23 protein-coding genes and 1 pseudogene are annotated in these 25,886 nt (G+C 42.7%); 13 read left to right on the forward strand and 11 right to left on the reverse strand.

Features of this window, described 5'->3' with window-relative positions:
• Positions 1 to 154: 154 nt before the first annotated feature.
• Together UQW94_RS01235 and UQW94_RS01240 are read right to left on the reverse strand one after the other, a co-directional pair.
• Positions 155 to 1,459: an inosine/guanosine kinase gene (locus UQW94_RS01235; protein ID WP_005376376.1), complete on the reverse strand. Its 1,305-nt coding sequence runs from the start codon at positions 1,457 to 1,459 to the stop codon at positions 155 to 157.
• Positions 1,460 to 1,692: 233 nt separating this feature from the next.
• A complete protein-coding gene (locus tag UQW94_RS01240; protein ID WP_005397614.1) occupies positions 1,693 to 2,163 on the reverse strand; it encodes a CreA family protein in 471 nt (156 codons plus the stop codon).
• A 145-nt stretch (positions 2,164 to 2,308) separates the two neighbouring features.
• On the opposite strand from UQW94_RS01240, the gene UQW94_RS01245 reads away from it, so the two are divergent.
• Positions 2,309 to 2,818: a hypothetical protein gene (locus UQW94_RS01245; protein WP_017634184.1), complete on the forward strand. Its 510-nt coding sequence runs from the start codon at positions 2,309 to 2,311 to the stop codon at positions 2,816 to 2,818.
• 195 nt (positions 2,819 to 3,013) lie between these two features.
• Positions 3,014 to 3,682 (forward strand): HAD-IA family hydrolase, encoded by a 669-nt coding sequence (locus tag UQW94_RS01250; protein ID WP_017634183.1) that lies wholly within the window; start codon positions 3,014 to 3,016, stop codon positions 3,680 to 3,682.
• Positions 3,683 to 4,112: 430 nt separating this feature from the next.
• Here the strand turns inward: UQW94_RS01250 and UQW94_RS01255 are convergent, their stop codons facing one another.
• On the reverse strand, positions 4,113 to 5,543 hold the full coding sequence (locus UQW94_RS01255) for a methyl-accepting chemotaxis protein (RefSeq protein WP_005376380.1): 1,431 nt from the start codon (positions 5,541 to 5,543) through the stop codon (positions 4,113 to 4,115).
• Between the two features lie 314 nt (positions 5,544 to 5,857).
• Between UQW94_RS01255 and UQW94_RS01260 the strand changes: the two genes are divergently transcribed.
• The 3 genes from UQW94_RS01260 (at position 5,858) to UQW94_RS01270 (ending at position 8,042) form a co-directional block, all read left to right on the forward strand.
• Entirely contained in the window at positions 5,858 to 6,031 is a 174-nt protein-coding gene (locus UQW94_RS01260; RefSeq protein ID WP_005376381.1) for a hypothetical protein, read from the forward strand.
• 81 nt (positions 6,032 to 6,112) lie between these two features.
• On the forward strand, positions 6,113 to 6,715 hold the full coding sequence (locus UQW94_RS01265; protein WP_017634181.1) for an ACP phosphodiesterase: 603 nt from the start codon (positions 6,113 to 6,115) through the stop codon (positions 6,713 to 6,715).
• 67 nt (positions 6,716 to 6,782) lie between these two features.
• Entirely contained in the window at positions 6,783 to 8,042 is a 1,260-nt protein-coding gene (locus tag UQW94_RS01270; protein WP_005376383.1) for a DEAD/DEAH box helicase, read from the forward strand.
• Positions 8,043 to 8,069: 27 nt separating this feature from the next.
• On the opposite strand, the gene UQW94_RS01275 is transcribed toward UQW94_RS01270, so the two are convergent.
• Positions 8,070 to 8,858 (reverse strand): EAL domain-containing protein, encoded by a 789-nt coding sequence (locus UQW94_RS01275; protein WP_017634180.1) that lies wholly within the window; start codon positions 8,856 to 8,858, stop codon positions 8,070 to 8,072.
• A gap of 187 nt (positions 8,859 to 9,045) precedes the next feature.
• A complete protein-coding gene (locus tag UQW94_RS01280) occupies positions 9,046 to 9,678 on the reverse strand; it encodes a hypothetical protein (RefSeq protein WP_005376385.1) in 633 nt (210 codons plus the stop codon).
• A gap of 183 nt (positions 9,679 to 9,861) precedes the next feature.
• On the opposite strand from UQW94_RS01280, the gene UQW94_RS01285 reads away from it, so the two are divergent.
• From UQW94_RS01285 to UQW94_RS01295, 3 genes are all read left to right on the forward strand, one after another.
• A complete protein-coding gene (locus UQW94_RS01285; RefSeq protein WP_042520836.1) occupies positions 9,862 to 10,104 on the forward strand; it encodes a DUF2164 domain-containing protein in 243 nt (80 codons plus the stop codon).
• 174 nt (positions 10,105 to 10,278) lie between these two features.
• Positions 10,279 to 10,818, forward strand: a complete 540-nt coding sequence (locus UQW94_RS01290; protein WP_005390157.1) for a cytochrome b — start codon at positions 10,279 to 10,281, stop codon at positions 10,816 to 10,818.
• Positions 10,815 to 11,384 carry a YceI family protein gene (locus tag UQW94_RS01295; protein ID WP_017634178.1) on the forward strand — a complete coding sequence of 190 codons (570 nt, stop codon included), beginning with the start codon at positions 10,815 to 10,817 and terminating at the stop codon, positions 11,382 to 11,384. Before UQW94_RS01290 ends, UQW94_RS01295 begins: the two co-directional genes overlap by 4 nt.
• 137 nt (positions 11,385 to 11,521) lie before the next feature.
• On the opposite strand, the gene focA is transcribed toward UQW94_RS01295, so the two are convergent.
• Positions 11,522 to 12,973 (reverse strand): formate transporter FocA, encoded by a 1,452-nt coding sequence (gene focA / locus UQW94_RS01300; protein ID WP_322141927.1) that lies wholly within the window; start codon positions 12,971 to 12,973, stop codon positions 11,522 to 11,524.
• A 301-nt stretch (positions 12,974 to 13,274) separates the two neighbouring features.
• On the opposite strand from focA, the gene UQW94_RS01305 reads away from it, so the two are divergent.
• Together UQW94_RS01305 and UQW94_RS01310 are read left to right on the forward strand one after the other, a co-directional pair.
• Positions 13,275 to 14,180 (forward strand): LysR substrate-binding domain-containing protein, encoded by a 906-nt coding sequence (locus UQW94_RS01305; protein ID WP_005376369.1) that lies wholly within the window; start codon positions 13,275 to 13,277, stop codon positions 14,178 to 14,180.
• A 227-nt stretch (positions 14,181 to 14,407) separates the two neighbouring features.
• Positions 14,408 to 14,890 carry a DUF1097 domain-containing protein gene (locus tag UQW94_RS01310; RefSeq protein WP_238952665.1) on the forward strand — a complete coding sequence of 161 codons (483 nt, stop codon included), beginning with the start codon at positions 14,408 to 14,410 and terminating at the stop codon, positions 14,888 to 14,890.
• 153 nt (positions 14,891 to 15,043) lie between these two features.
• Here the strand turns inward: UQW94_RS01310 and UQW94_RS01315 are convergent, their stop codons facing one another.
• Entirely contained in the window at positions 15,044 to 16,678 is a 1,635-nt protein-coding gene (locus UQW94_RS01315) for an ATP-dependent endonuclease (RefSeq protein ID WP_042520844.1), read from the reverse strand.
• Positions 16,679 to 16,946: 268 nt separating this feature from the next.
• On the opposite strand from UQW94_RS01315, the gene UQW94_RS01320 reads away from it, so the two are divergent.
• The 3 genes from UQW94_RS01320 (at position 16,947) to UQW94_RS01330 (ending at position 20,802) form a co-directional block, all read left to right on the forward strand.
• Positions 16,947 to 18,689 carry a bifunctional metallophosphatase/5'-nucleotidase gene (locus tag UQW94_RS01320; RefSeq protein ID WP_005376363.1) on the forward strand — a complete coding sequence of 581 codons (1,743 nt, stop codon included), beginning with the start codon at positions 16,947 to 16,949 and terminating at the stop codon, positions 18,687 to 18,689.
• 622 nt (positions 18,690 to 19,311) lie between these two features.
• Complete coding sequence (locus tag UQW94_RS01325) at positions 19,312 to 20,331, forward strand: TerC family protein (RefSeq protein WP_322141928.1); 1,020 nt, start codon at positions 19,312 to 19,314, stop codon at positions 20,329 to 20,331.
• A gap of 279 nt (positions 20,332 to 20,610) precedes the next feature.
• Positions 20,611 to 20,802 (forward strand): hypothetical protein, encoded by a 192-nt coding sequence (locus tag UQW94_RS01330; protein WP_005376351.1) that lies wholly within the window; start codon positions 20,611 to 20,613, stop codon positions 20,800 to 20,802.
• A 185-nt stretch (positions 20,803 to 20,987) separates the two neighbouring features.
• On the opposite strand, the gene UQW94_RS01335 is transcribed toward UQW94_RS01330, so the two are convergent.
• The 4 genes and pseudogenes from UQW94_RS01335 to UQW94_RS01350 form a co-directional block, all read right to left on the reverse strand.
• Positions 20,988 to 21,545, reverse strand: a complete 558-nt coding sequence (locus tag UQW94_RS01335) for a PhnA domain-containing protein (protein WP_005376350.1) — start codon at positions 21,543 to 21,545, stop codon at positions 20,988 to 20,990.
• A 289-nt stretch (positions 21,546 to 21,834) separates the two neighbouring features.
• Positions 21,835 to 22,045, reverse strand: a pseudogene (locus UQW94_RS01340) (YgdI/YgdR family lipoprotein).
• 136 nt (positions 22,046 to 22,181) lie between these two features.
• On the reverse strand, positions 22,182 to 24,590 hold the full coding sequence (locus tag UQW94_RS01345) for a VolA/Pla-1 family phospholipase (RefSeq protein WP_322141929.1): 2,409 nt from the start codon (positions 24,588 to 24,590) through the stop codon (positions 22,182 to 22,184).
• Positions 24,591 to 24,610: 20 nt separating this feature from the next.
• Positions 24,611 to 25,846 (reverse strand): outer membrane protein transport protein, encoded by a 1,236-nt coding sequence (locus UQW94_RS01350; protein WP_005376347.1) that lies wholly within the window; start codon positions 25,844 to 25,846, stop codon positions 24,611 to 24,613.
• Positions 25,847 to 25,886 lie beyond the last annotated feature (40 nt).

Genomic DNA, 25,886 nt, shown 5'->3' on the forward strand with positions numbered 1-25,886 from the left:
TTGGTGATGGTACTGTTTCGGTTAGGCTTGTAAAGAGTTTACTGCTTCGTATTGTGCGACATACTAACAAAATCTACTCGTTACAGTGCTAGATAAAAACAAAAAGGCCACCAAATGGTGGCCTTGATATATTTTCAGCTTTAAAGCTGTCGTTTTAACGATCCCAATAAGTCTCTTCTAAGCTATCTTCTCGTTCAGGAAGCGCTCGCGATAGGCGAGGAGAGTGCTGCGTCAACACTTCATAGCTTACTCGGTTTGCGTATTTACAGATCTGAGAAAGCGAGGAGTAGGTTAAGCATCGTACTTCGTGCTTTTCTGAGTTAGGCACTTCTTTTTGGTGGAAAGAGTTTGCTGCCATGTCATGCAGTAAGGCTGAAAGGGCTGCATCACCTGCACCATTAGTGTTCTTAATCTCTAATGGTCCACCAAGGTAAGGGCCGATGTGAGAGTAGACCTTCATTGGGTTTTGACAGTCTTCTTTACGCATCGCACGACTAAACTCGTACTGGTTAAAGGCTTCGAGGGAGCTTTCAAGGATGTCGTGTGTGGTTTCTCGTTTTACTTTCTCGTCGGTGTAACCAGCCATGTACAGACCATTTGGTCCTGCCGTACACAGTACGAGATCAACCCATTCAAGTGCTTTATCAGCAGCAGCTAGCGGCTCTGTTTCACCTGTTAGCGCCGCACCTTCTTCTTCATTCATAGCGACAACAGAAATGTTTTCGCGAATGTATTCTTGCCACCACTGTGCGTTGCCTTCGATAACGTACTTCGTCCCTAACGTAAGTACAACAGGGACATCGTGCTTCTTAGCAAAGTCGATCGCTCTTTGTACCGCTTTAGGCATTGGATCTTCTTCTTTACCACGCATTAGGTAAGAAGAAACAACCAGGGCTGATGCTTTCTCAAAGATCTCTTCAGGAATGCTTTCCGGAAGTAGTTGATTCATATGACCTTCGTTGATAGCAAATGTACGCTCACCGTCTTGAGAAATTAGGGTGTAGCAGCGACCAATAGGGCCATCTACCGTTTGTAAATGGTTAAGGTTCATGCGTGAAGACGTACGGCAAAGGTAGCGGTAAGCAAAAGAACCGACTTGAATGTTCTTAGACATCACACCGAGCAAAACGGATTTGCTATCGGCTAAAACTGAGTAGTTGTGAAGAGTATTGCCAATCGTGTCACCTGGGTATTGGTGTGTGATCAGGCCTTGCTCAACCAGTTCTTCGTAAAGAGCATCTGCTTTGCTTTCTTCAAGAACGAGCGAATGTCCTTTACTCAGGTTGTATTTCTCTAAAAACGCGTCATCTACACGTGCTTCGATATCTACAATGGTTTGACCGACACCAACAATAGTTGGGCGATATAGCTTAGGTGCCTGTCGGATTTGGTTTACTAATGGATCTCGAGCGTGAGTTGGGAAGTAGTGTTTAGATTTACGCTGACCAGGAAACTTCATGCTTGTTCTTGAGTGAGAAAAAAAAGAGGCGGGATTGTATCACAAAAAAATGAAAATCGTGGCGATTTATTACAAAGAAGTCTGCTCGCTGAAAAAATCAGCGAGCTGAGTAAATAGCAACCAAAGCAGCTGCAATTTATGACGCTTGTCGTATTGCAATGGGTTGTTTTTTAAACTTGTTGCTCAGCAGCGCCCGGAAAGAGCCTGCTCCGCGCTAACTAAATTTACCCGCGTTACTTTTTCACTTCAGTTGGCTCAACGTAAGCCTTGGTACCCCAAAGTGGGACTGTCGAAAGGCTATGTTTAAAACTACCATCGGTCTCTTTTGTTGTATAAGACAAGTAGAGTAAGGTTTGGTTATCGGCATCATAAATACGGCGAACCTTCATTGTTTTGAAGAAAATGCTTTTTGACTTCTTAAATACAATTTCACCGGACTTACTCTTATCTATTTTTGCAATCATTTCCGGTGTGATTTCGCCAGTCTGACGACATGATATTGAGCTATCACTTGGATCTGCTAAGCTGAAATCCGCTTCGATAGAGGCGATGTGACATGTGACACCTGTTACCACCTCGTCTTTCAACTCACCGACTTTGATGTCTTTCAAAGTAAACCAACCGAGCCCCACGTCAGCAACATCGTTATCTGAACAACCAACTAGAGTAGTAGCAAGCAATGCACTTAACAGCATCTTTTTCATTATTTTTGTCCTTAACTAGGAAAGATATTGATGAAATCTATCAGAGGTTTGCACCTAAAACAAAATTTAGCCACGGAAAGGTCTATGTGCGCTAGGTTTGTTGCGGGCTTCATGCTAATGTACTGCTCTAAACGAAGGTATCAAGATGAATGAACAACAGTTAGCCAGTATCGAGCGTAAAAATACATGGCTGTATGATCTGGTCGAAGTTGAATTTCCGACACCAGAGAGTTTGAAAGGGCGCGATGTCTATTTCAAAACGCTAGAAAAAGCAACGTATCAAGTAGTCGACAAAGACACACTACTGGAAAGTGACTCTGAATTTAACCCCGACGACATTTTTCTGGTCGATTTTCATCGACTGACCATTATGTTCTCTATCTTGCAATCTCAGCGCTGGGAACAGCAGCATGATAAAGATATGATCATTGAATATCTGACACAGATTATCCTCACGCCAGATTTTGAATTATATGTTGGTTTTAAATCAGGAGTCCCAATTGGTGCTGCTATTGTTAGCCATCTCGAAGGAAATACACTCATCTCTGATGTTGCTGTTTCTGAATCAAAATACAAAAGCTCGTTTGTGGCTGATCTGGCTAAAAGACTAAGCACCGAGCAAAAACTGTTAGACTCAGTGGTTATCGAAGACTAACTTACACATCAATGTGCATAAAAAGTAAAGCAAGATGACGTTGGGTGATCTTGCTTAGAAAAACTGTAATTGCTCCCTTCTATTTCCATGAAATGCCAAGCTCGTCGTTTCAACAATCCCAAACTCAAATAAGATTAATCCAAACATTCTTAAAATCAGCTTGGGCTTGAGCCTTTAAGACGTCTGGAGATGGCTATGGCAATTACCAATATTAAGTGCGTGATATTTGACTGTGATGGTACGTTGGTCGACAGCGAAAGACTGTGTTGCCAAGCGCTCGTCAATGTATTTAACCAGCATGGGGCTGCGTTAACGATGGAAGAGTGCGTTTCTCACTTTAAAGGAGGAAAGCTCGCTGACATCCTTTTAGATACTAAAGAATTGAAAGATATCAAAGTCCCAATTGATGTTTTAGAGCCGCAATACCGAGAAGAAGTCCAGTCTCTTTTTGTGCGTCACTTACAGCCGATGGATGGCGCAAAACGATTAATTCAGTTTTTGGATTCGCATAATATCGAATATTGTGTGGCGTCTAATGGACCTAAAGATAAAATTGAATACGCTTTGGAGTTAACCGGTTTACTCGATGCTTTCCGAGGGAAAGTGTTCTCGGCATTCGATGCGAATAGTTGGAAGCCTGAGCCCGATTTAATCATGTACAGTGCTATGAGCATGGGCTTTTTACCAAGTGACTGTCTTTATATTGATGACACTCCTAAAGGAGTTGAGGCGGGACTAAACGCCGGTATCAAAACGGTGCAGTTATTTAATGGTGAAGCTATCAATCGTGTTGATGACGAGCGTGTAATTCGCATCCATCATTTAGATGAATTAAAAGAGCAGCTGTGTGGCTGCTCTGTTTGACCTATTAATGGCAAACCGGACTTAAGCTGTGGATGTGCTTAAGTTTAGACTGTAGGTAAGGCGTTTGATGTAGACATTGGATAGATGAGAAGTTTTTTGTATGAAATCCGCAAGCAGCGCATGTGAATTTCTCGCCATCCGATGAAATGAGATATTCATCTCCTTGGCAGAGTGGGCAATTCAGGTTCTCTATGTCTTTTGTGTCTTTGTAATTATTCATATTGTTTTCCAGCAGCAAATTGGAATTGGCAAGATCAAGCATAGCGGAACGCTTTGTTTAAGAACATTATTTCATCCGGTACAGCGAGAACTTGAGATTCACTTCAAATATCCACTTGGATGTCGTAGAAAATATCGAAGGTAATAGTTGAACACGGCTTAAAGAAAAGGGCTCCTTAAGGAGCCCTTGTTGATCATAAGTTCCACAACGTTATGCGGTGCGGTAGCGTTGTAATATCTCACCAAGAGAAACGGAGGCTTGCGTGAGATTAGCGACGCCAGCGGTAGATTGCTCCGCCACTTCTCTGATTGTGCTTGATTGACTACGAATTTCTGAAAGTTCCGATGCAATATCGTTAGCAACTGCGCTTTGTTCTTCAGCAGATGTGGAAATCTGAATGCTCATGTCCATTAATGAGCGTGCTGACTCGGCAATAGAGGTAACATCATGGCCGATTTCATCAATAAGCTGGCTGCTGGTTTGAGCTTGCTGAACGGTTCGGTTGGTGATTGAAGCAATGTTCTGGCTCTCAATTTGAAGCTTCTCAATCATGGCTTGGATCTCTACTGTTGCCTGTTGAGTTCTGCTTGCTAATGTACGTACTTCATCGGCAACCACTGCAAATCCACGACCTTGTTCACCAGCACGGGCTGCTTCGATTGCTGCGTTTAGCGCCAACAGATTAGTTTGTTCTGAAATGGCGTTAATCGTTGTGATCACGTCATTAATCTGCGTCGTATTCTCGTTTAAATTGGTTACTGACGTAGAGGCTTGTTCAATATAGCTAGATAACGTCTCTATCTCGCCAATCACGTTTTGTACACGGCTTCTGCTTAGTTCGATCTTCTGGGCATCTTGGTCTGACTGCGTCGTTGCTTGTTGAGAAATACTTGATACCTCCTTTGCAGAGGCTGTCATTTCTTCCATTGCCGTCGCGACTGAATCAAGCGTTTGATATTGATGAGATATCTGGGTTTCACTCAACTGCATATCTTTTTCGAATGCAGAAGATGTCTCACTCAACATCGTTGCATTATTTTTAACACTATTAACCAGTTCACTTAAGGTATCCATAGACTTGTCTAGCGCACAGCCGATGGTACCGAATTCATCTCGACCAGGATGGAAACCAAGACGAGAGGTTAAGTCACCGTCACCAATTTTTTCGGTTGTTGTATATAAAACCCACAGAGCTCCTCCGATAAACGTTGCCACCCAGTAAGAGAATAGGGCAAAAGGAATAACCCATAAGAAGCTGAGTAATAGTGACGATAGAGCTGATGATTTTAACGATTCGTATTGTGTGGACACATTTTGAGTCAGCTTAATCACTTCTCCAGAATGCAACTTGGCATAAGCGGTGACAGACCCATCGACAAAAGAACTCTCGCTTACGCGGTTCGATTTCGATACGCCGTCAATTTCTGTAGCGCGGTTTGATTGAGCATCAACGATACCAGAAAGCTTCGCTTCGCTCGCCGAGATGGCTTGCTGCTCAAATTGTTGTATTTCATTGAAGTAGCGGCTTCCAGCCACTGAAGTGAGGGCTACTAAAAACAGTAGGAATATAACCCACATTTTGTCGTTGATAGACATCTTGATAAACAGCCTGTCTATCGTTCTAAACTCAACTTCTCTCATTTAAAGCTCCATTAGAGATAAAAGATATTGACCAAATCTATTGCTATATCGAAACAAAATATGCGAAGTTAATCAGCAAAATATGTAACGAAGACTAAATTTAGTTTAAGAAATGAGATCTAAGGACGCCTATAACAGTATGTTATATCTTTAAATTGACATGAATGTTGATAAAAGAGTCATTTTTCTAAAGTGTTAAGCGGATATGAAACCTAATTGCAATCGTTTACTTTTGATTATGCTCATAGGTTTTTAAATCTTTACTTCTCGCTGTCATGAATGTGTCATATAAAGACTATAAAAAGGAGTTGCTGATGTGGATATGGCAAGAGTCAGGCCGTCAGCAAGTAAAAGCAAGAGAGCTTAAAATAAAGGAGGTCACAATGAGCGACCAATACCAAAACGATGAGAGCCTAGAGCTGCTAGATGCGCTTGAAATTGGCATTATCTTGTCGGAATACGTTGGCTCAGACAACGAAGCCGAATAGCGGAACACTCTCATCTCGTCGTAATTGACGTTATACTAGGTTCATGTCACACCAAGCCCTAGAGGCCAAAACTGGCGTCGAATGAACTTTCTAGCCCACCTGCATATCGCAGAACACAGTAACAGCCATTTATTGGGAAACTTGCTTGGAGACTTCGTAAAAGGAGATCCAAGCAAGCTGTATGATCGCGATATCTCAAATGGCATCAGATTACATAGATTTGTTGACCGTATTACTGACCATCATCCAATCGTCAACGAATGTAAGCCTCATTTCACTGGTGTTGCGAGACGTTTTGCGCCTATCGCTTTAGATATGTTTTGGGATCATTGCCTCGCAAAACACTGGAACGACTTTCACTCCGTGTCTCTCGAACACTTTGTAAAAACGGCATACGAGAGAGTAAACCGAGAGGTTCATGAACATTTGCCGCCACGTTTTTTGGTGCTCCACAGCAGAATGTGGCATGGCCGATGGCTTCAATCCTATCAAGATCTAGACAATATAGAATTTGCACTACATCGGATTTCGCAAAGAAGCCCTAGAATGGCAGACTTAACCACAACATTTAAAGTGATTGAAAGTGATTACACCGAATTAGAGGAGAAGTTCTCGTCACTTTATCGAGATGTTTTGCGCCAGTCGTATGATTTTCAGCAACAGCTTAATGACTCAACTCAATGAGATAGAAAAGTAGTATGGCTTTAGGGGCTCTGGTAAACTCTGCGCTCCAAAAATAATGAGGTTACACATGTCTGTTAATTTTGCTGATTTAGGCATCGAACAAAAGCTAATCGAGACGCTAGGCAATCTAAATATCGTGACGCCAACACCAGTGCAAGAAAAGTCAATTCCACACGTCCTTGCAGGAAAAAACTTACTTGCTGCTGCACAAACTGGTACGGGAAAAACGGCTGCGTTTGGTTTACCTATCATACAAACCGTTCAGCAAAAGAAACTTAACGGCACACCTCAAGCATTGATTTTGGTTCCAACACGCGAGCTTGCACAGCAGGTATTTGATAATTTGAATCAGTACTCGGCAGAAACAGAACTTCGCATTGTGTGTGTTTATGGTGGTACAAGCATTGGCGTACAAAAGAGAAAGTTAGAAGAGGGCGCTGATATTTTGATTGCCACGCCAGGCCGCCTTTTGGATCACCTGTTTAATGGTAACGTAAACATCTCTAAAACCGGTATGCTCGTGTTAGACGAAGCCGACCGTATGTTAGATATGGGATTTTGGCCTGACTTGCAGCGCATCTTCCGACGTTTACCTGCAGAGAAACAGATCCTATTGTTCTCTGCGACATTTGAGAAGCGAATCAAAACTATTGCGTATAAACTCATGGAATCGCCAGTTGAAGTCGAAGTTTCACCAGCAAATACGACTGCTGAAACGGTAACACAAATGGTTTATCCAGTGGATAAAAAACGGAAACGTGAATTGCTAGCGTACTTAATTGGCTCGCGGAATTGGCAGCAAGTGCTGGTATTTACAAAAACGAAGCAAGGCAGTGATGAGTTAGCGAAAGAGCTCAAGTTAGATGGCATCAAAGCGGTTTCTATCAACGGCGATAAATCACAAGGTGCCCGCCAAAGAGCTTTGGATGAATTTAAACAAGGTAAGGTACGTGCTTTGATTGCAACCGATGTGGCAGCACGAGGGTTAGATATTCAAGAGCTAGAACAAGTCGTGAACTTTGATATGCCATTCAAAGCAGAAGATTATGTCCATCGAATTGGCCGCACTGGAAGAGCAGGAAAGTCAGGTTTGGCGGTTTCTCTGATGAGTAGAGATGAGGAGTACTTGTTGCAAGCTATCGAGAATCTGCTTGATCAACGCTTACCCCAAGAATGGCTGGCAGGTTTCGAACCAAGTCTTGTAGAAGAAGTTGAGCCTGAACAAAATGGGGGTGGGCGTCGTCGTAGTCGTTCATCTGAGAAGCGTAAGCTAAAAGCAAAATTGGCGATTCATAAGAATCGTGGTAAATCACGTAGCTCTCGCTAAACCGCGCAAACTTTTGCTCTTACATAGTCAGGCTGTTTTTGCCTCTTCATAGGCGTCTAACGTTTGGGGGATAGCAAGTAGGTACCCTTGATACATATCGAAACCGAGCTTTTTCATTAAGCGAAGTTGATGCTCGGTTTCAATTCCTTCGATAACGGTTTTAGAGCATAACGCTTTTGCGAGTGATAATGCATCGTTAAGCGCTTTAAAATCACCGTTTTCATACCTTAGCAATAAAGAGCGATCCATCTTGATTATATCTGGGCAAACGCTTCTCACTCGCTCAGTTGTCGATGCATTGACGCCATAATCGTCAATCGCTAATTTAAATCCTTCAAGACTTAACTCCCGAGCAGCTTGAGACAAAGAGAGTTCATCCTCCACCTTCAATTCAAGTAACTCCATGACGATTTGTTCATTCATCAAATGCGATTCATAAATGGTTTGTTTTAGCAGTCGGTTATACGTGATGTCTTTGACTAGTATCTCTGCCGCTACCGGTAATACATTGAGAAACAATTGTTTTGTGTGAAAACGAGACTGAGAGAAATTTTTGATATGGATTAGGCGACTTAAGCGTTCAACATTGAGCAAATCTTGAGTGGGAGTCGCTTTGGATTGGAAAAACTGATCTGGCCTAACCATGTTGCCATTGGCATTGCTAATTCTTACCAGTGCTTCAAGGCCAACGATGGAAATATCGTTCTTATATATGGGTTGAAAGACACTGCGGAGAGTGAAGTTCGCGTATTTCGCAATATACTGCCCGTCGGCTTGTTTCCGGATGCAACTAAGTAGTTGCGAGATGCTCATCATTGTTACCACAACCTAAATCAATGTCTCAACATCAGCGTTATCGCGCTAATTTTTCTATTTCATTGGCAATGAATCTAAGTGTGCTCATTAACTCAAGCAAGAACGATGGTAATGGATGGGTAGGTTTGTCGAGTGATATCAAACAAATTGATGAAATAATTGATAATCTCAGCACTTCAATTTGATGCTACCATTGCAGTACGGCATACAACTGCAAATATTTTCTGACTAACTGCTGTTTGTTCGAACGCCGTAAAGGATGCCCAAACTTAATGTAACAAGGGCTAATACCGAATCGAGTGTCCAAAGATTGCGTGAGTTGCGACTCGCTGGTGTACAGTGTGATTCCTTGTTCTGTGTATTCGTTGATCTGATCGGGTAGTTCACCCATCCACCAATGAAGCAATTCTCGGCTCGTTTTGCTGCGACTTATCCAATGATCGCAAACCAAAAAGAGTAGGTCATTAGGCTGTAAGGCATAGCCATATTCACTCTGCCATTCCGTAATTGATGAGAGTAAGTTTTCCCGGCAAGATTTTCCGGCACTGACCATATGGTGACTCAGAACCCAGACAGTGCCAATGTCGGATGAAATTCGATAGTGATGGGGAAGGTCTGGAGAATCCAACACTTCGATTGGCTTTATCACGCAGTTGTATCCAAAGTGACGAAAAGTATGTTCCATCCTTCTTGAAAACGCGAGACCAAGATGATGCTCACTCATGCCTTGGTTATGCACCGCAGGGTAATGCTTTTCACACAGCTTAAGACAGTCGTCTTGAAAATCATTAACACTTTGAATAACTAGGTCGAGTAGCAAAGAATATCCCTTAATAATTACAAAACGAACTGCAAAAGGTTAGCATAGTCTTTTGAGAATAGACTAATTTACTTCGGCAACTTCTTGATCTAAACACCAAATTTCTCACAAATGACCGTGTCTAATCTTTAATAGAGCAACACGAAAGAAGCAGAAGTTGAACAAAAATTTGAAAGGGAAAAAATGATAAAGCTAGAACGCGCACAAAAAGAGGCGTTGGCCACCGCCATTCAAGATTACATGCAAGACGAGCTAGATGTTGAAATTGGCCAGTTCGATAGTGAGTTTCTAATTGATTTTATTACAGAAAAACTAGGACCGATTTATTATAACAAGGGTGTTGAAGATGCTAAGTTACTGGTTGAACGCAGAATGTTAGAAGTTTCCGAAGAGCTGTATGAGATAGAACAAGAAATTAAGCTGTAAGTTTCAGTTTTACAAACGATTTAAAGTTCCTTCAAAAAATTCGAACAACTTGATAGATACGGTACCATTGGCTGGATGTAAATGATGGTAAATAATCTGTTTCATATGACGTAAATAGGTTAATGTAGTGTTTCTTGCTCAGCATTAACTTAGGAATATATCTAGGAACTTGAGATGGATACACTGGTAAAGAATTACAACCTTACTGCACGCGTGATGCATTGGTTATCAGCGCTGTGCATTATTGGTCTATTTGCAGTGGGTTTGTGGATGGTCGACCTTAGCTATTACAGCGAATGGTATCGAACTGCGCCGCATTACCATCGCTCTGTCGGTATTTTACTCGCTATTTTAACTTTGGCACGCATCGTATGGAAACATGTGACGGCGTCACCAAAGGTAGAAGGCAAACGTTACGAAGTGCTTGCTGCTAAAGCAGCGCATGGTGTCATGTACCTACTATTGGTCACCATCTTTGTTTCAGGTTACCTCATTTCAACGTCTGATGGACGCGGCATCGAAGTGTTTAATTGGTTCACCGTGCCAGGAGCGGGAGAGTTATTCCCAGGCCAATCAGATATTGCAGGTGAGATTCACTTCTATGCAGCTTGGGCAGTCATCCTGATTGCAGGCTTACATGCTATTGCTGCACTAAAACACCACTTTATCGATAAAGACAACACATTAAGAAAAATGTTAGGAGCTTCAAAATGAAAAAGTCACTTTTCGCTACAGGATTAGCTATCGCTATGGCACTGCCATTTGGTGCGCAAGCTGCAGATTATGTCATCGATACCAAAGGTGCTCACGCTTCAATCAACTTTAAAGTTAGCCACTTGGGTTACAGTTTCATCAAAGGTCGTTTCAATACATTTTCTGGTGACTTTTCTTTTGATGAAAACAACATTGCTGACTCAAAAGTAAATGTTGTTGTTGATACAACCAGCCTAGATTCAAACCATGCTGAACGTGACAAACACATTCGTAGTGGTGACTTCATCGATGCTGGTAAATACAGTGAAGCAACCTTTACGAGCACAAAAGTGGTTGATAAAGGCAATGGCAAACTAGATGTAACTGGTGATCTAACGCTACACGGTGTTACTAAGCCTATTACTATTGAGGCTGAATTCGTTGGTGCTGGCAGTGACCCATGGGGCGGCGAGCGCGCTGGCTTTGTTGGCAACACTCGCCTAGAGCTTGCTGACTTTGACATCCCAGTAATGGGTGCTTCAAGCTACGTCGATATGGAACTTCATATCGAAGGTATTAAGAAGTAATTAGTTCCTTTTAGATACACTAAAAGCGCTCTTCACTTGAAGAGCGCTTTTTTATTATCTTAATCACATCACTAACATCGATAAACCAGTCAGTGATAGCGATTGAAAGCCAATAGACGTTGTAAATGTTTAGCGAATTACGCTGTTTCTAACTCGCTTTTTTCCACTAGGTTTAAACGCTCACCAAAAATCGGGCGTAGTGCTTTTAATACTTCAGTACGAGTAACCACCCCGACCATCTGCCCATTTTCAAGCACAGGAAGCACTTGTGGCTTACTTACTTTGATACTTTTAGCGCGTTCTTCGAGAGACAAAGACGTCAAGCGAGTGGCAATACCCATACTGCTCGCTGGGTACAACTGCTCTTTATCGATACATAGGAATTCCACAACATCAACGAGGCGATCATCAGCGTCAATTGCGACCACATCTCGGCTCATGATGTCGACGACTTTTTGGTCTTTCACCGGAATGTAGTCCTCACACCATAGTTCTACCATCACATCGTGAGCAGAGAAGAAGCCAACTAATCGATTTTGTACGTCTACAACAGGTGCGCTAGTTACGTTGTTATCAAGTAACACATCCAGCGCGGCTGCAATTGGCGTTTCTGCACGAATGGTGACTGGTTTTTGGTTCATAATGTCTTTAACAAAAGAGGCATTTTTCATGGTGAAATCCTTAACTGACGACAGTGTTGTAGTTGTAGTGATAGAAGAAATATTCGCTGCTTTTAGTTCTGGTCGGCGAAAAATACACCAGTTTGAAAGGCCAACTAATACCGCTCCGCCGACGATGTTGCCAAGCGTGACAGGAATTAAGTTAGCGGTAATAAAGTGGCTAATGTTTAGGTCTGTGTATTGTGACGCGGGCACACCGACAGATGCCCAAAAAGATTCAGGTGCAAAATTCGCGATAACAATACCAAGTGGAACCATAAACATGTTCGCAACACAGTGCTCAAAACCGCTGCTGACAAACATTGCCACAGGCAAAATTGTCATTGCTGCTTTTGTCATTGCATTTGCAGAACTAAATGTTAGCCAAATCGCTAGGCAGACCAATAGGTTACAGAGAATGCCGAGTGCAAACGCTTGAATGAGAGTGTGGTGAAGTTTGTGTTGTGCGATGTTAAGCGCATTTAATCCCCATTGACCGCCATCCATCTGATAAAGACCAGCAGCAGTAACCAGCGCAAGTAGGAACATCGCGCCAATAAAGTTACCAACGTAAACTTTGCCCCAGATCGAAAGCATCTTACCGAACGAGATTTGCTTATTGGCCCAAGAAATACTGGATAGGACGGAGCTGGTAAATAATTCACCACCGCAGATCACTATGAGGATCAATCCCATGCTAAATGCGAGTCCACCAGCTAGGCGGCTCAAGCCCCAACCAGCGCCCGTACTACCGGTGGTCACCGTGATGTAAAACAAGAATGCTAACCCGATGAACGCGCCGGCCATAATGGCGAGGCTTAATGTCATACTGCTGGTTTTGTTTGCCTTACTTAACGCAAATTTTTCCGCTTCAACCATCATCTCTTTTGGAGAAAAATACTGGTGATTTTGAGAACTGGTCACCGCCATATTGACTCCTTAATTTGTAATCGCATAAAAAATCCTTAGTTATTAACTCAAAAATGAAATTGTTGTTTTTATTAAGAGCCTCAATGACTTCGGTTTCAAAACCATTGAGGCTTGCGGTGTTCCCGAACCGCGTACTCAGAATAGGGAGAACGGTTAGTAAGGTAAAATTGATAATATTTAGAAACCTCATCAAATTAATTGATAACTTTACGGGGCCAGGTAAAATGAACTCTATTGCTTATTGGGGCATGCTTTAACAATTGTGGGGATTGGGAAATACCCACTAATAATGGAGGACACTTTGCGCTACTCACTTAAGCAATTAGCGGTTTTCGACGCAGTTGCAGATACCGGCAGTGTAAGCCAAGCCGCAGAAAAATTGGCTTTGACACAATCAGCGACAAGCATGTCGCTTGCGCAATTAGAGAAGATGCTTGGCAGGCCGTTGTTTGAGAGGCAAGGCAAGCAAATGGCGTTAACCCATTGGGGGATGTGGTTACGACCAAAAGCAAAACGCTTGCTACAAGATGCATTGCAGATTGAAATGGGCTTCTATGAGCAACATTTATTGAGTGGTGAGATTCGTATGGGAGCGAGTCAAACTCCAGCAGAGCACTTAGTTCCCGACCTTATCAGTATCATTGATAATGACTTTCCAGAAATGCGTATTTCCCTCGGTGTACAAAGTACAAAAGGGGTGATTGATGGGGTATTAGATTACAAGTATGACTTAGGGATTATTGAAGGGCGCTGTGATGATAACCGTTTACACCAAGAAGTATGGTGTCGTGATCATCTTACTGTTGTCGCAGCTTCTCATCATCCTTTTGCGCGTAATCAGTCTGTTAGCCTTGCGCAGTTAGAGCAAGCGAAGTGGGTACTAAGAGAGCATGGCTCTGGCACACGAAAAACATTTGATAGTTCTATTCACCACCTTATTGAAGATTTGGATGTGTGGCGCGAGTACGAACACGTTCCGGTGTTACGTAGTTTAGTTGCTAATGGCCAGTACCTTACTTGCTTACCGTATTTAGATGTAGAGCGATATATAGAAGCAGGTCACCTTGTGGCATTAAATGTACCTGAGTTAAAAATGGAAAGGACACTTTCATTTATATGGCGTTCAGATATGGCAGAAAACCCATTAGTCGACTGCATTAAAAGAGAGGGACTGCGAATGATGAAAGGGAAGCCTTCAGTTCTTTAAAGGTTGATTAAATATGCCTACGAGATGAGTTGGTTTATTCCCTAAATCTGTTGATTTATCGGTTGCGTCAAACTTTTAATGTAAATTGTGAAAATAATAATATCTTATTGTGATCAATATCACCGATAAGCTGAGCTGATGTATCTAACATGTGTCCTTGATTTCAATGTATGAAGGCAGTTATTGAACCATATAGGTACGATAATAGCCGAGTAGGTATGACTACCATGACGACACTTTTAGCTATTTCTATCACTACTGGAATTTTATCTGGCGTATGGGGTTGGATCGCCATCTCTTTAGGTTTGCTTTCTTGGGCTGGTTTTTTAGGTTGCACGAGCTACTTTGCAGCGCCAACGAGCGGATTGAAAGGACTAGGCATCAGCTTAATCACCAATATGACAGGCGTATTCTGGGCAATGGTAATTATTCACGGTTCCACTTACGTGGGGTTGGAAATTATTGGCTATGTGATTACCGCTATTGTGGCATTCTTCATGTGTATTCAAGCTAAACAGTCTTGGCTCGCGTACATCCCTGGTACTTTTATTGGTTCATGCGCAACATTTGCGGCTGACGGAAACTGGCAACTTGTCATTCCATCGTTGTTGCTAGGTGGTGTGTTTGGCTATCTAATGAAAGCGACAGGGCTATGGTTGCATACGAAATCAACCGCTACTTCTTCTTCGCTTGCTGAGCAAGCACAGTAGTGAACCCCCGATCTTATTGGTATCCACTGTGTATTGAGTTTTATCCCTCTCAATACCCTTAATCAAAATTAATGATGTTTGATACAAGCACACCAAATTGGTGTGCTTTTTTTGTATTACAAGACAATACGCTGAGTGTAAAATACGCCTAACTCATGTATTGCCGTTGGCCATGGTAACAACGCGTTTAAGTGTCCAGCGCAGAAGAACAGGAATACACTCCATGCCTTTCTCTTCACAATGAGAAACAATAGCCAAAGCTAAGTCCGGTTTTGCATGTTTTTTCAAAACACGATTTACGACTTTTTTAGCAGGGATAGGGTGGTCATGAGGAACTTTGATGATGTCCTTAAAGAAAAGTTCAAAACCATTGTTGTACAGAAAGTGCTCGATGTCTCGGTCGGGTAACTCCGTAAGTCGATGCCTTTCCTGATCATGGTCGAGCTGTGCTCGTACTGCATGCGCGTACTTTTTCCCTGCTGGGTCGCCATCGGTAACGACATGCCAATCAATACCAAACTCTTTTGCTACTTTGATGAGTGATTTTAGACCTGATTGAGCAAACTCAACGATTTGAACCCCTTCGGCAGCCAAGTCATACCCGCATTGACGAGCCAGTTCATGAAAAAGCCAAACTTCGGTTTCGCCCTCAACAAGTAACCAGCACCGTGCAAATAATGCTCCTGAACGATGAAAACGAATATGGAAACCAATTCGGCGCAACTCATCTCGACCAAACTTTGTTGAGTTTAAACTCTTAGCGATGGTTCTGTCTGATAGCCGAATTAAACGTCGAATTGAATACAGTGGAACAGAACCGAGTAACGTGCCACTGTTGGTGGTTAATATCTTTTGCATTGGCAACAATTGCAATAAGGACCACGCTCTCGCTAGATGAGTTGGATGCAGTCGTCCTTCTGGATCTTCAATGATCAGTATTGGTCTCGCACAGCGCCTTAAATCGGTGGGACCCTTAGCTTGAAGATAGGCATTGAGTAACCCCATTAAAAGCAAGCGGCTTTGTTTGTCATTGGTTTCTTTCAAGAACTGACTCAAGCCTTTATCAGAGGAAGGGCTTGTATAGAAAAGACCATCACGAGGTTTGCGTGGGTTGCCTTTACTGACACTTCTGAACGCGAAATAGTGTTCAACAAGCGTTTGCATTGAGTCGAGGCTACTACGAATCTCACCTTTATTCACATGGCCAGGCATAGCCAATAAGCGTCGACAGGTGTTGTTGATTCGTTTTTCAATCCGAGCATTTTTACCATCGCCGTTGACATGGTTTAAATCTGGGAAGCGTCGGGAGTCACGTAGTCGGATTACAGGATGAAGTGTCATTAACTCAATAGCGAGTTTCTCTGAGTGGTGAAGTTTTTTGGGTTTGCCGTTATGACCCAAAAACGCGTACTCTGTATTAATGCCGTGCTCATCGCGAGACGCACTAATACGATAGTAAATGACTTGCTCACCATCTTCGTTGGTGCACCATGTAGGCTTTATGCGTCTGTAGCGTCCCGCTTTTACTTCGTTTTTATCCTGTGCTTTAAAACAAACAATGATCTGTAAGTGTTGTGTTTGTGGATGAGAAATTGAGTAGTCAACGTGAAAATCTTTCAGTTTGAATTGATACAATGAGCCATTGGCAGGTAATGCGATGGAAAGGGCATCGAGTAATGATGATTTGCCCCACGTGTTTTCACCGATAAGCGTGGTGAGTTCGTCAAAAGAGAGTGAAAGGCGTTTGATGCCTCTAAACCCGGAGATTTCGATGCGTTCTAGTCTCATCTCAATCCTCCTTGCAATTATTTGAATTATCGAGAGTTATTTTGCTACTCCTAAGCATATATGAATTCGGAATTTTTGAGTTAAGCTCAGTTCACAAAATTACGAGAGCCTCTTACTGAATAGAGACCGTTACAAGCGAAGCTTGCTTTCAAAGCCGGGGGACAGCATCGTGATCACTTAAACATGAAATCCTAAATCGCAGTTTCATAAAATTCATGATTCTGTCATGATTCACTTCTTATTATTATAAGGAATGAAAAAAGAGAAGATGAAGATGAATAACAATCATAAGCCAGTGAGAATCAAACTGGCACACATCAATGACACACATTCCTACTTTGAACCAACGTCATTACAGTTAAAGCTTAAGATAAACAATGAACTCACGCTAGAGCCCTATGTCAGTGCTGGCGGCTTTTCTCGTATCGCAACCAGAGTCGAGCAGTTAAGAGATGATGCTCAGCGCCAAGGTCATGGGATGTTGTTCCTCCACGCCGGAGATTGCTTCCAAGGCACGCTGTATTTCTCACTATTTAAAGGCAAAGCCAATGCCGACTTATTGAACGCATTAAAGATTGATGCAATGGCGTTAGGTAACCATGAATTAGATATGGGGAATGAGCCAGTTGCATTGTTTTGCCAACGTACTCAGTTCCCATTGCTTGCTGGCAACTGGGATTTATCCAATGAATCACTTAAAAAACCTCACCGTATCAGTGATTGCAAGGATGTATATAGTTACCAACCGGATACACAGAGCGCACAATACATTGTTAAAGAATTCCATGGTGAGCGGGTCGCGATTTTCGGATTATCCATAGATAAAATGAGCGACATCGCAAACCCTGATGCAGACACGCCTTTTCACTCAGCAATTGAAACCGCCAAGGCGACCGTAAAACAAATCCATTCATCAGGTATAAAAAATATTATTCTTCTGAGCCACTTAGGTTATGAAGGTGATTTAGAGTTAGCTGAGCAAGTCGCAGGTATTGGTATAATTGTTGGTGGACACAGCCACCGGTTGCAAGGTGATTTTTCATCAATAGGGTTAGGACAAGACGATCCCTACGGTATCAAAATTAATGATACCTATGTGGTGCAAGCGGGTTTCCATGCTTTGACAATGGGGCACTGCGTCATTGAGTTTGATGAACACGGTAAAGCAACGATGTTGAGTGGACAAAATGAACTGTTGCTTGGTCGACGTATTTTTTGGGACTCGACGCTAAACCAACAGCTCGACCAAGGTGTATTCGAAACCGCGTGCGACTTCATCCATGGTCAACCGAATGTCGTGGTTTGTAAGAAACACCCGGAAACTCAAGCGATCCTGAGCGATAAGTATATTCCTCAGGTCAGGCAGTTACAGTCACAAGTCATTGCTAGTGTTGACACCAAAAAGCGTCATGTGAGAATTCCCGATGAATTTGGTGAGAGTGAGTTGGCTTCCTCCGTTGCCCGCTCATTTCTGCACTGTTTAAACAAACGTGGATATGACGTTCAATTTGCAATTCATAATGCGGGTGGCGTGCGAACCTCTTTGAACCCTGGCAACATCACAGTGGCAGACATTGCCGGACGACTGTTGCCTTTTGCCGTTCCTATCGGCTTTTACGATGTAAAAGGCAGCGCTATTCGCCGTGCACTTGAAGGCGCGATAAATAATGCACTCAACAATGGCGTAGAAGGCACTGGATCTGGCAGTTATCCGTACACTTACAATTTAAACTTCGAGTACCACGCAGATGCCCCAAAAGGTGAAAGAGTTCAATCATTAGTGATTTTTGATGGCAAACAATGGGTAGGTGTTCAAGATGATGTTTGGTATCGAGGGACTTCTTCTGCCTATACGATGAAAGGGAAAGAGGGATATGACGCATTGCAGGAGATGAAAGGAGAAGGGCGTGTGACCAGTTTGTCCATGGCTGATTGTTTTATTGAACTCCTGACCGATGAGCCAAACTGTTTGAATCAAAGTCACAAACTTTACACAAAGCGACGTCGATAATAGATACTGGTATTGATTTTGCTGCTCTCCACTTACTACATGGGTTGATGAGGATGGCAGTATGTGGAATAAAGATTGGGCAGATACGGCAGTCGTGGTTGCCTGGATCGCAATTTGGTCAACACTGGTCTACTTTGTGCCTCTAAGCGGCTTTTGAATTGCTAAGAATGTGGATGTTACAAAAGGGAGCAGTAATGCTCCTTTTTTGTATCTATCTTCCCCGTTAGGGTTCTAACCAATGAAGAGTTTGTCTTGAGCCATTTGCTGCTTTTTGTCTGTTTACTATAGTTGCGGTGGTTGAATCCATTTCTTTCTTTTTATAGTGCTTCTTGATTTTTAATAAGAATTTTATTTCGATAAGACAAGGTTTTTTTGTTGGAAAGCCTGACGCTCGGCGTTATTATGTCGACGTTTGGGGAGTAGTTAGCGCAAGTTTACTTATCGTCATCTCGTTAAGCATCAGCTTATCCGGTAAGTAAAGGTGTTACGTGGTTTATTCACATCAACACTTCAACGAGACCAACGCATTCATTGACTAGCAGCACATAATCGTTATGTGGCTGTTGGTTGTTATTGTATGCGGAAGGTCACCAAACGAAGTCCTTCCGCCATGGGAGGAAATATGTCTCTTATCGAAAATACCACCCAATTGAGCCAATCGGTGCCTCTTCAAGAATCATTAGCGATGTATGGTGCTTTTGGTTTATTTACCCTTGTTCTTGTTACGCTTGATATCTATCAAACACGTGGTGGCGCTATCACGATGAAAAAAGCCATCGTTTGGAGTGTTTTTTGGTTCTTGCTTGCCTTTGTTTTTGCAGGTTCTATTTATTTATTCTGGGACTATTACGCGCCACATAGCGCTTATACGAACGACAAAGCAACGATTTCATTCTTAACTGGTTACTTACTAGAGAAGTCGTTAAGCGTTGATAACTTGTTTGTGTTTGCCATCATCTTTGCACAATACAGTGTGCCGGAGCATTTGCGTCCGAGAGCATTGCTTTGGGGGGTGATAGGTGCGCTAGTTTTACGCGCTGTCATGATTGCGGTTGGTGCTCAGTTACTTGCACAGTATCACTGGGTATTGTACTTATTTGCTGCTTTCCTTATTTGGACAGGTGTTAAGCTAGCTCGTGACAAAGACGAAGCAGAAGAAGTTAATCCATATCCGGAGCAGTTGATTCGAAAGGTATTGCCAGTTACAGATGACTACCAAGGAAATCACTTAATCTTAAAGCAAGCTGGTAAGTGGGTGGCAACACCGATGCTGATCGTTGTTGGTGTCATTGCAGTAATGGACGTTATGTTTGCGTTGGATTCTATACCAGCTATATTCGCGGTAACGCGAGAGCCATTTTTAGTCTTAGCCGCGAACGTATTTGCATTATTGGGTTTGCGATCGCTGTACTTTGTTCTTCAAGCAATGTTAGACAAGTTTGTATACTTAAAACCAGCATTATCAGTAATCATGATGTTTATCGGGGTAAAAATGCTATTGGTTGGAACAGAATATGAGATTCCGACAGCATGGTCTCTCACATTTTTAGTTGTTGTGATGACATCGGCAGTGGTTGCATCACTCCTAAAAAATAAAGCGAAGCGTCAAACTAGCGTTAATATTACTAATCAAAAAATATAAAGTAAGCACTAAAATCAAAAGAAATAACGAAAAATATTGTTAAATATATGTTGTTGCTTAAGGGGCGATTATGCAGGTGATGTTCAGTTATTCAATGTAATTACAGCAATTGTGATTATTTATGCCGTTATTATTCATTTGTATTTTTGAGTTTTGTAATGAGTTTGTTTTATTAGAAATTCTAATTTGAATGGGTAAAATTTGTCATTTCTTAAACAATAAGAAACTGACTAATATACAACCAACTAAACAGACTACTGCTTTTAAAGAGAGGCAATCATGGCACAAGCAATGCAAATGACAAATGTAGCTTTACCAACCTCTATGGATAAGAAAACCTACGCGGTTAACTTCAAAGGACTGATTGCTCACTTACTGGACATTCTATTTGTAGATAACACTGCGCCACGCAGTTACTACGCAGAAGACTTGTCAGCACATATTCAAAAAGACATCGGTATGTACCGTTAATATTGAAATAGTGTAAGAAATACCGGCCTATGAGCCGGTATTTTTTTATTTGTAAAACATGCCTACTCAACCTACGCCCTAGAAAAGAAACACTCTAGAGGGGGTAGACATGATAGTAGATTAAGTGTTGTATAGAAAAACGGGGCACCATTGGTGCCCCGTTTTGACATGACTGAAGTGCGATATTACTTCTTGCGGCAGTATTCTGCGATCACGTACATCGACTGACCACCATTTGCCTTACCCGAAACTAGCTTTGGATCATCGCCAAGGCTAATACCACGAATCACTGTACCTTGTTTGATTACTTGGTTAGTGCCTTTTACTGGTAGGTCTTTAATTACTGTTACATCGTCACCTTTCTTAAGTTCAGTGCCGTTACAGTCAACCGTTTTATCGTCAGCAGACATCCCTTTCATTGCCCAGTTCATTTGCTCTTCTTCCATGTACATCATGTCAAGAGCATCTTGAGCCCAGCTTTCTGTGTTTAGGCGAGTGAGTTGGCGCCATGCAGTCACTTGTACAGCAGGAACCTGGCTCCACATGCTTTCGTTTAGACAACGCCAGTGGTTAATGTCTTTTGGCTCATCGATCTCACCCAGACACTTATCACAAACCATGATGGCAGTATCAACCGTCACATTACCGTGAGGTGGGACAGCGTATGCAGTTAGTTGAGATTCAGAAGAACACAGTTCACATTTTGACTCGCAGCGCGCAAGCAGAGTAGCTTCAATAGACATAAGGACTCACCTTAGTAATGTTATTTTGTGGCGGTATTATCCACTTTATCCTGAGAAATAAAAGGGTGTTAGCGAATTAAAGAATAGATTTTACAATACTCCAACCTGATTAAGGTGAAGATGTAAAATATTCGCTAAATAAATAATACGGAAGTATAATAGACACTATTAATTGTTTTGGATTATGAATTGGTTGTGTCAATTTCTACAACGATTACAAGCCTAAAAGAGGGAAATGTAGAGAGAGGGTGGCTAGAACATAGCCCTCTAATTTACAGAGGGCCTGTCGTTAACGTTCGACAATCTGGACAATTTGCTCTTTTGAAATACTCATTTCTTTACCATCCATGTCTTCATACTCGTACATACCCGTTTCCTCGTTCAGATTCTGGTTTACCGTAAGAGGTAATAATTTTCCCTTCATTTGTCGACATCAGATATTGGCTACTTCCGCATGCAGCAAGAAGTAATACAGTGGCAATAACAGTCAATACGCGCATAGAGTTTTCCTTTTAAACAAGTGAGTTAGGCAAAGACATCGATTTAACTATAGCAGAGGAAATATGAGTGGGTTTGAATAGAATTGAAATGAAAAAGCCCAGTAGAAACTGGGCTTTGGTAGGAAGGGTGTTGCGATTACTTCAAAACAGAAGTGTTAGTGACACCTGTTAGTGCGTCATCCATTAAGAAGTCAGTGTTTTCCATCTGCATCTCTACATGATGATCAATATCAGACAAAGTGCCATTTGGCGAAGCAAAAGTACTGTGCGATGCAGTAGCATTAAACTGTACAAAGCTCGCAGTTGCATTCACAGTAGTGTCCGTACTGTTCACAGTCTTCAACCCTAGCTTATTAGCAAGCGGTTCAGTACCCGCGAATGGTGCATTTGGAACGCTGTTTGGTACCGTGCTATCGCCATCCACTTCTGTCATAAAGAATGGTGTCGTTAGCGAACCAGATGCCACTAAATCTGAAGCGTTTGTGAACGGATCGACAGTGTCTAGTGTAGTCTGTGCTGCATAGATAAATTGTGAGAAACCTGCTTCTAGCGCTGCTACTTGAGCTTCCGTTGCCGCAGCCTCAAATGCTTCGTAACATGTTTTATCTTCTAGATCCGCACATGATGCATCAGCGTAATTCGCATAGTCTTTTGATGCTGCATAAGCGAGGTTATGTTTGATCTGAGGGCCGTAATTGTCTGAACCCAGTAACAAATTACCAATTTGTCCACCAGAGTTCTGTACTGATGCAGAACTAAAGGTGTACAGCGCATCCGCAGTAGGGCTGCCCAATGTATTGTTTGCTGCTGCGACGGCAGATGTCGCTACAATACCGCCAAGTGAATGACCTAACATTTTGACTTTTGAACCCGTCATTGGGTTGAAGCCTTGCAGAGGACCTCCAGCTAAAAGACCGCCTTGAGCAGATACTACCAAGCTAGCGCGCAAACCTAACACATCCAGAACACTCTGACGTAGGTTGTCACGCGCAACGGCTAAGTTGGAAAGATTTAGATAAGCCAGTACATTCGCATTTGCGGAACGTTGTTCATCTAAGCTGCGCGTACCATGAATAGGTAAGTCAATAGCGATAACTGCCACACCTGCTTTTACCATATTGAACGCGAACGCGTACGCATTCTCTTTCGCTGAGGTGATGCCGTGTTGATAAATCACAACGTCTGTCGCGACGCCAGATTTAGGTGTGAAGACCAGTACTTCGACATCTTCAACCGATTTCACTACGGGAACAGGCGAGTAGCGAGTAATAATACGCTCACTATCAAGCTGGGTACCATCGGTAAGAGTAAGCTTAGCTCCAACAAGTTTTAGCTGCTCTGTAGGATCTGTAGCAAGCTTTGTCACATCAACAGGATCATTTGCAAAAACGCCTGTTGATAGCTGCTGAACCATGTTTGCTTGCTCGTTCGGATCCGCTAATGCTGCGATTAGCTTCGCTAGGCTTGGCATCGCAGATACCATTGGTTGCATGTTCCAGCTTGCGCCTTTTTCCAGGTAATGAGGCAGTCTTACCACACCTTGTGTCACGCTTACATCGGCACCTGATTGCATGTAAAGGCCTTTAATTGCCGTTTTAGCTGCGTCTAGATCGCTAATGTATTTACTAAAGTCATCGTCAGAGTCTAGCGCAGTGCTAAAGTCTTGGGTTTCACCGAGCGTTATTGTGTAGGCCGTTGATAAGTCAACTGAACCTTCGTTTGAGTCATTTTTGTAAACGGTATTTAGTGTGTTTGCGCCAGTAGAAAAACCAGTAGCGGTTACTCCTTTGACTGCCGCTAACGTATCACCTACTGACTGGGTGCTGAACCATGAAGAATAAACGATGTCTGCAGGGTTTACTTTGGCAATACCAAAAATTCCTTCAACCGCCTGAGTGACTGCTTGAACAGAAGCAAGGTCGCCAGTTTCATAAACGATCTCTTTCGATTTACCAGTTGCATAGCTTGCAGATGTACCAATTGGCTCACCATTTACGTCAGTAACATCTTGTGTGACCGCAAAAATGTACTCGCTTGACTCATCAAGTGCAGCCAAGAACTGGATGTATAGAGAGTTACCTTTTGCTTGAACTACGTAGTCCTGATTCTGAACGAGTACCTCTTCGATTGGGTTAGATTTACCGTCCCACTCGGTTAAGCGTTGGTTAATCTTGATGACTTTAACACCAGACGACAGCATGCCCGCTGCAAAACCGTCGCCGTTGAAGTTAAGAACGATTGGCATAGACGTTGACCATCCATCCATCGTATTCATCGAGGCTCTAGGGTTGGTTAAAGCATCATCGCCATCAGTTGGCAGACCAAGCGTACCATCGCTTGTGTCCATTAATAAGTAAGACGGTGCCGGTACATCTGCGTTCGCTCCTTGAAGCGTAAAACTGATGGATGTTTCGCGATCAAGCAATGCTTGGACTTCATCTTCAAATTGAACTTTGTCGGAAGTACCAGAGCTGGAGGTATCATCACCACAACCAGCAAGAAGGATTGCAGAACAAAGCATTGATAATTTAAACGTGTGTTTCATTGGTTTACTCCGTAATCCCATTATTTGAAGGTGTAGTTCATCTGTACCGCGCTGATGTAAGCAGTACCTTCTGAGTCAAACTTAATCTCTTCACCCAGAGCATTTGTCTCAGTGAAAGAGCCTGATTTACTCTTAACAAGTGCAAAGCCTGCATCGAAAGTTAAATTCTCACTCATTGCGTAAGTTAGGCCCGCGCTGTACCAAAAACGGTCACTGTCAGGGATACTCAATGTCGCTTCACCTGCTTGTTCGTCGTACGCAAAGCCTGCACGGAATGTCCAGTCTGTATTAAGTATGTAAGTTGCACCAATGGAGTAGCGATTGTTGTCTTCATATTTCTCAGGTTTAAAGAAACATACTCCGTCATTACATTCGTTACTGGTCGCTTTTAGTTCTTTAAATGTGCTCCAGTCGGTTTGTTGCCAGCCGTAATGTACAGCCCATTGTTCATTCAGTTGATGGAAAGCCGATAATTCGATAATTGAAGGGAGAGAGATTTTTAAACGGCCATCAACTTTTGGTGATGAAGCTCGACCAGAGTCGTAACTACTAAACTCACCGTCATCAAAATCTAGATCAACCTTAGAGCGGTAGCCAAAGCCAAAACGGTTGTTTTCATTTAGCTCAAATAAAGCGCCGACATTCCAACCCCAAGCGAAAGTTTCGCCTTCCATGCCGACAAGGTTATCGGACTTATTACCACCTAAAATACCGGCGAGTGCGCCTTTGTGACGAGTCAGCTCCGCTTCAGCGTATACGAGGTTGATACCACCACCGACACTGAAAGACTCGTTGATACGGTAAGCGACATTAGGGTTGATGTTTACTGAAAGTAGGGAAGTGTCACCCGCCATATCACCTGCGGAAATATCATTTGGATAGTCGGTAGCAACACCGTATGTTGTGAACATACCGATACCCCAAGCCCAGTTATCATTGATAGGGCTGATGTAATAACCTGCTGGCACGATCTGTAAAGGAGCGACATCTTTCGCGTGTTCATTGTTTACAGTGTCGTACACATCGACTTCAGGGTCGATGATAGATAACGCGCCCGAAAATTGAGCTTCTTTGAAAAGTGTCATTGCTGCAGGGTTACGGGCAAGGACGCTGGCATTATCTGCGACAGCCCCTTCACCTGAAAATGCTCGACCAAGACCAGATGCCGAATGTTCAGCTACCTGGAAGCCCGCTGAGTGGGCATTACACGCAAACAATATTGAAATTGTAAGCAGAGAGCAGTGCTTCTTGTTCATCCTTGACCCTCCTAGGGTGTCATAATGCTGGACCGAAGTC

Source organism: Vibrio sp. PBL-C16 (assembly GCF_034321865.1).
GTDB lineage: Bacteria > Pseudomonadota > Gammaproteobacteria > Enterobacterales > Vibrionaceae > Vibrio > Vibrio alginolyticus.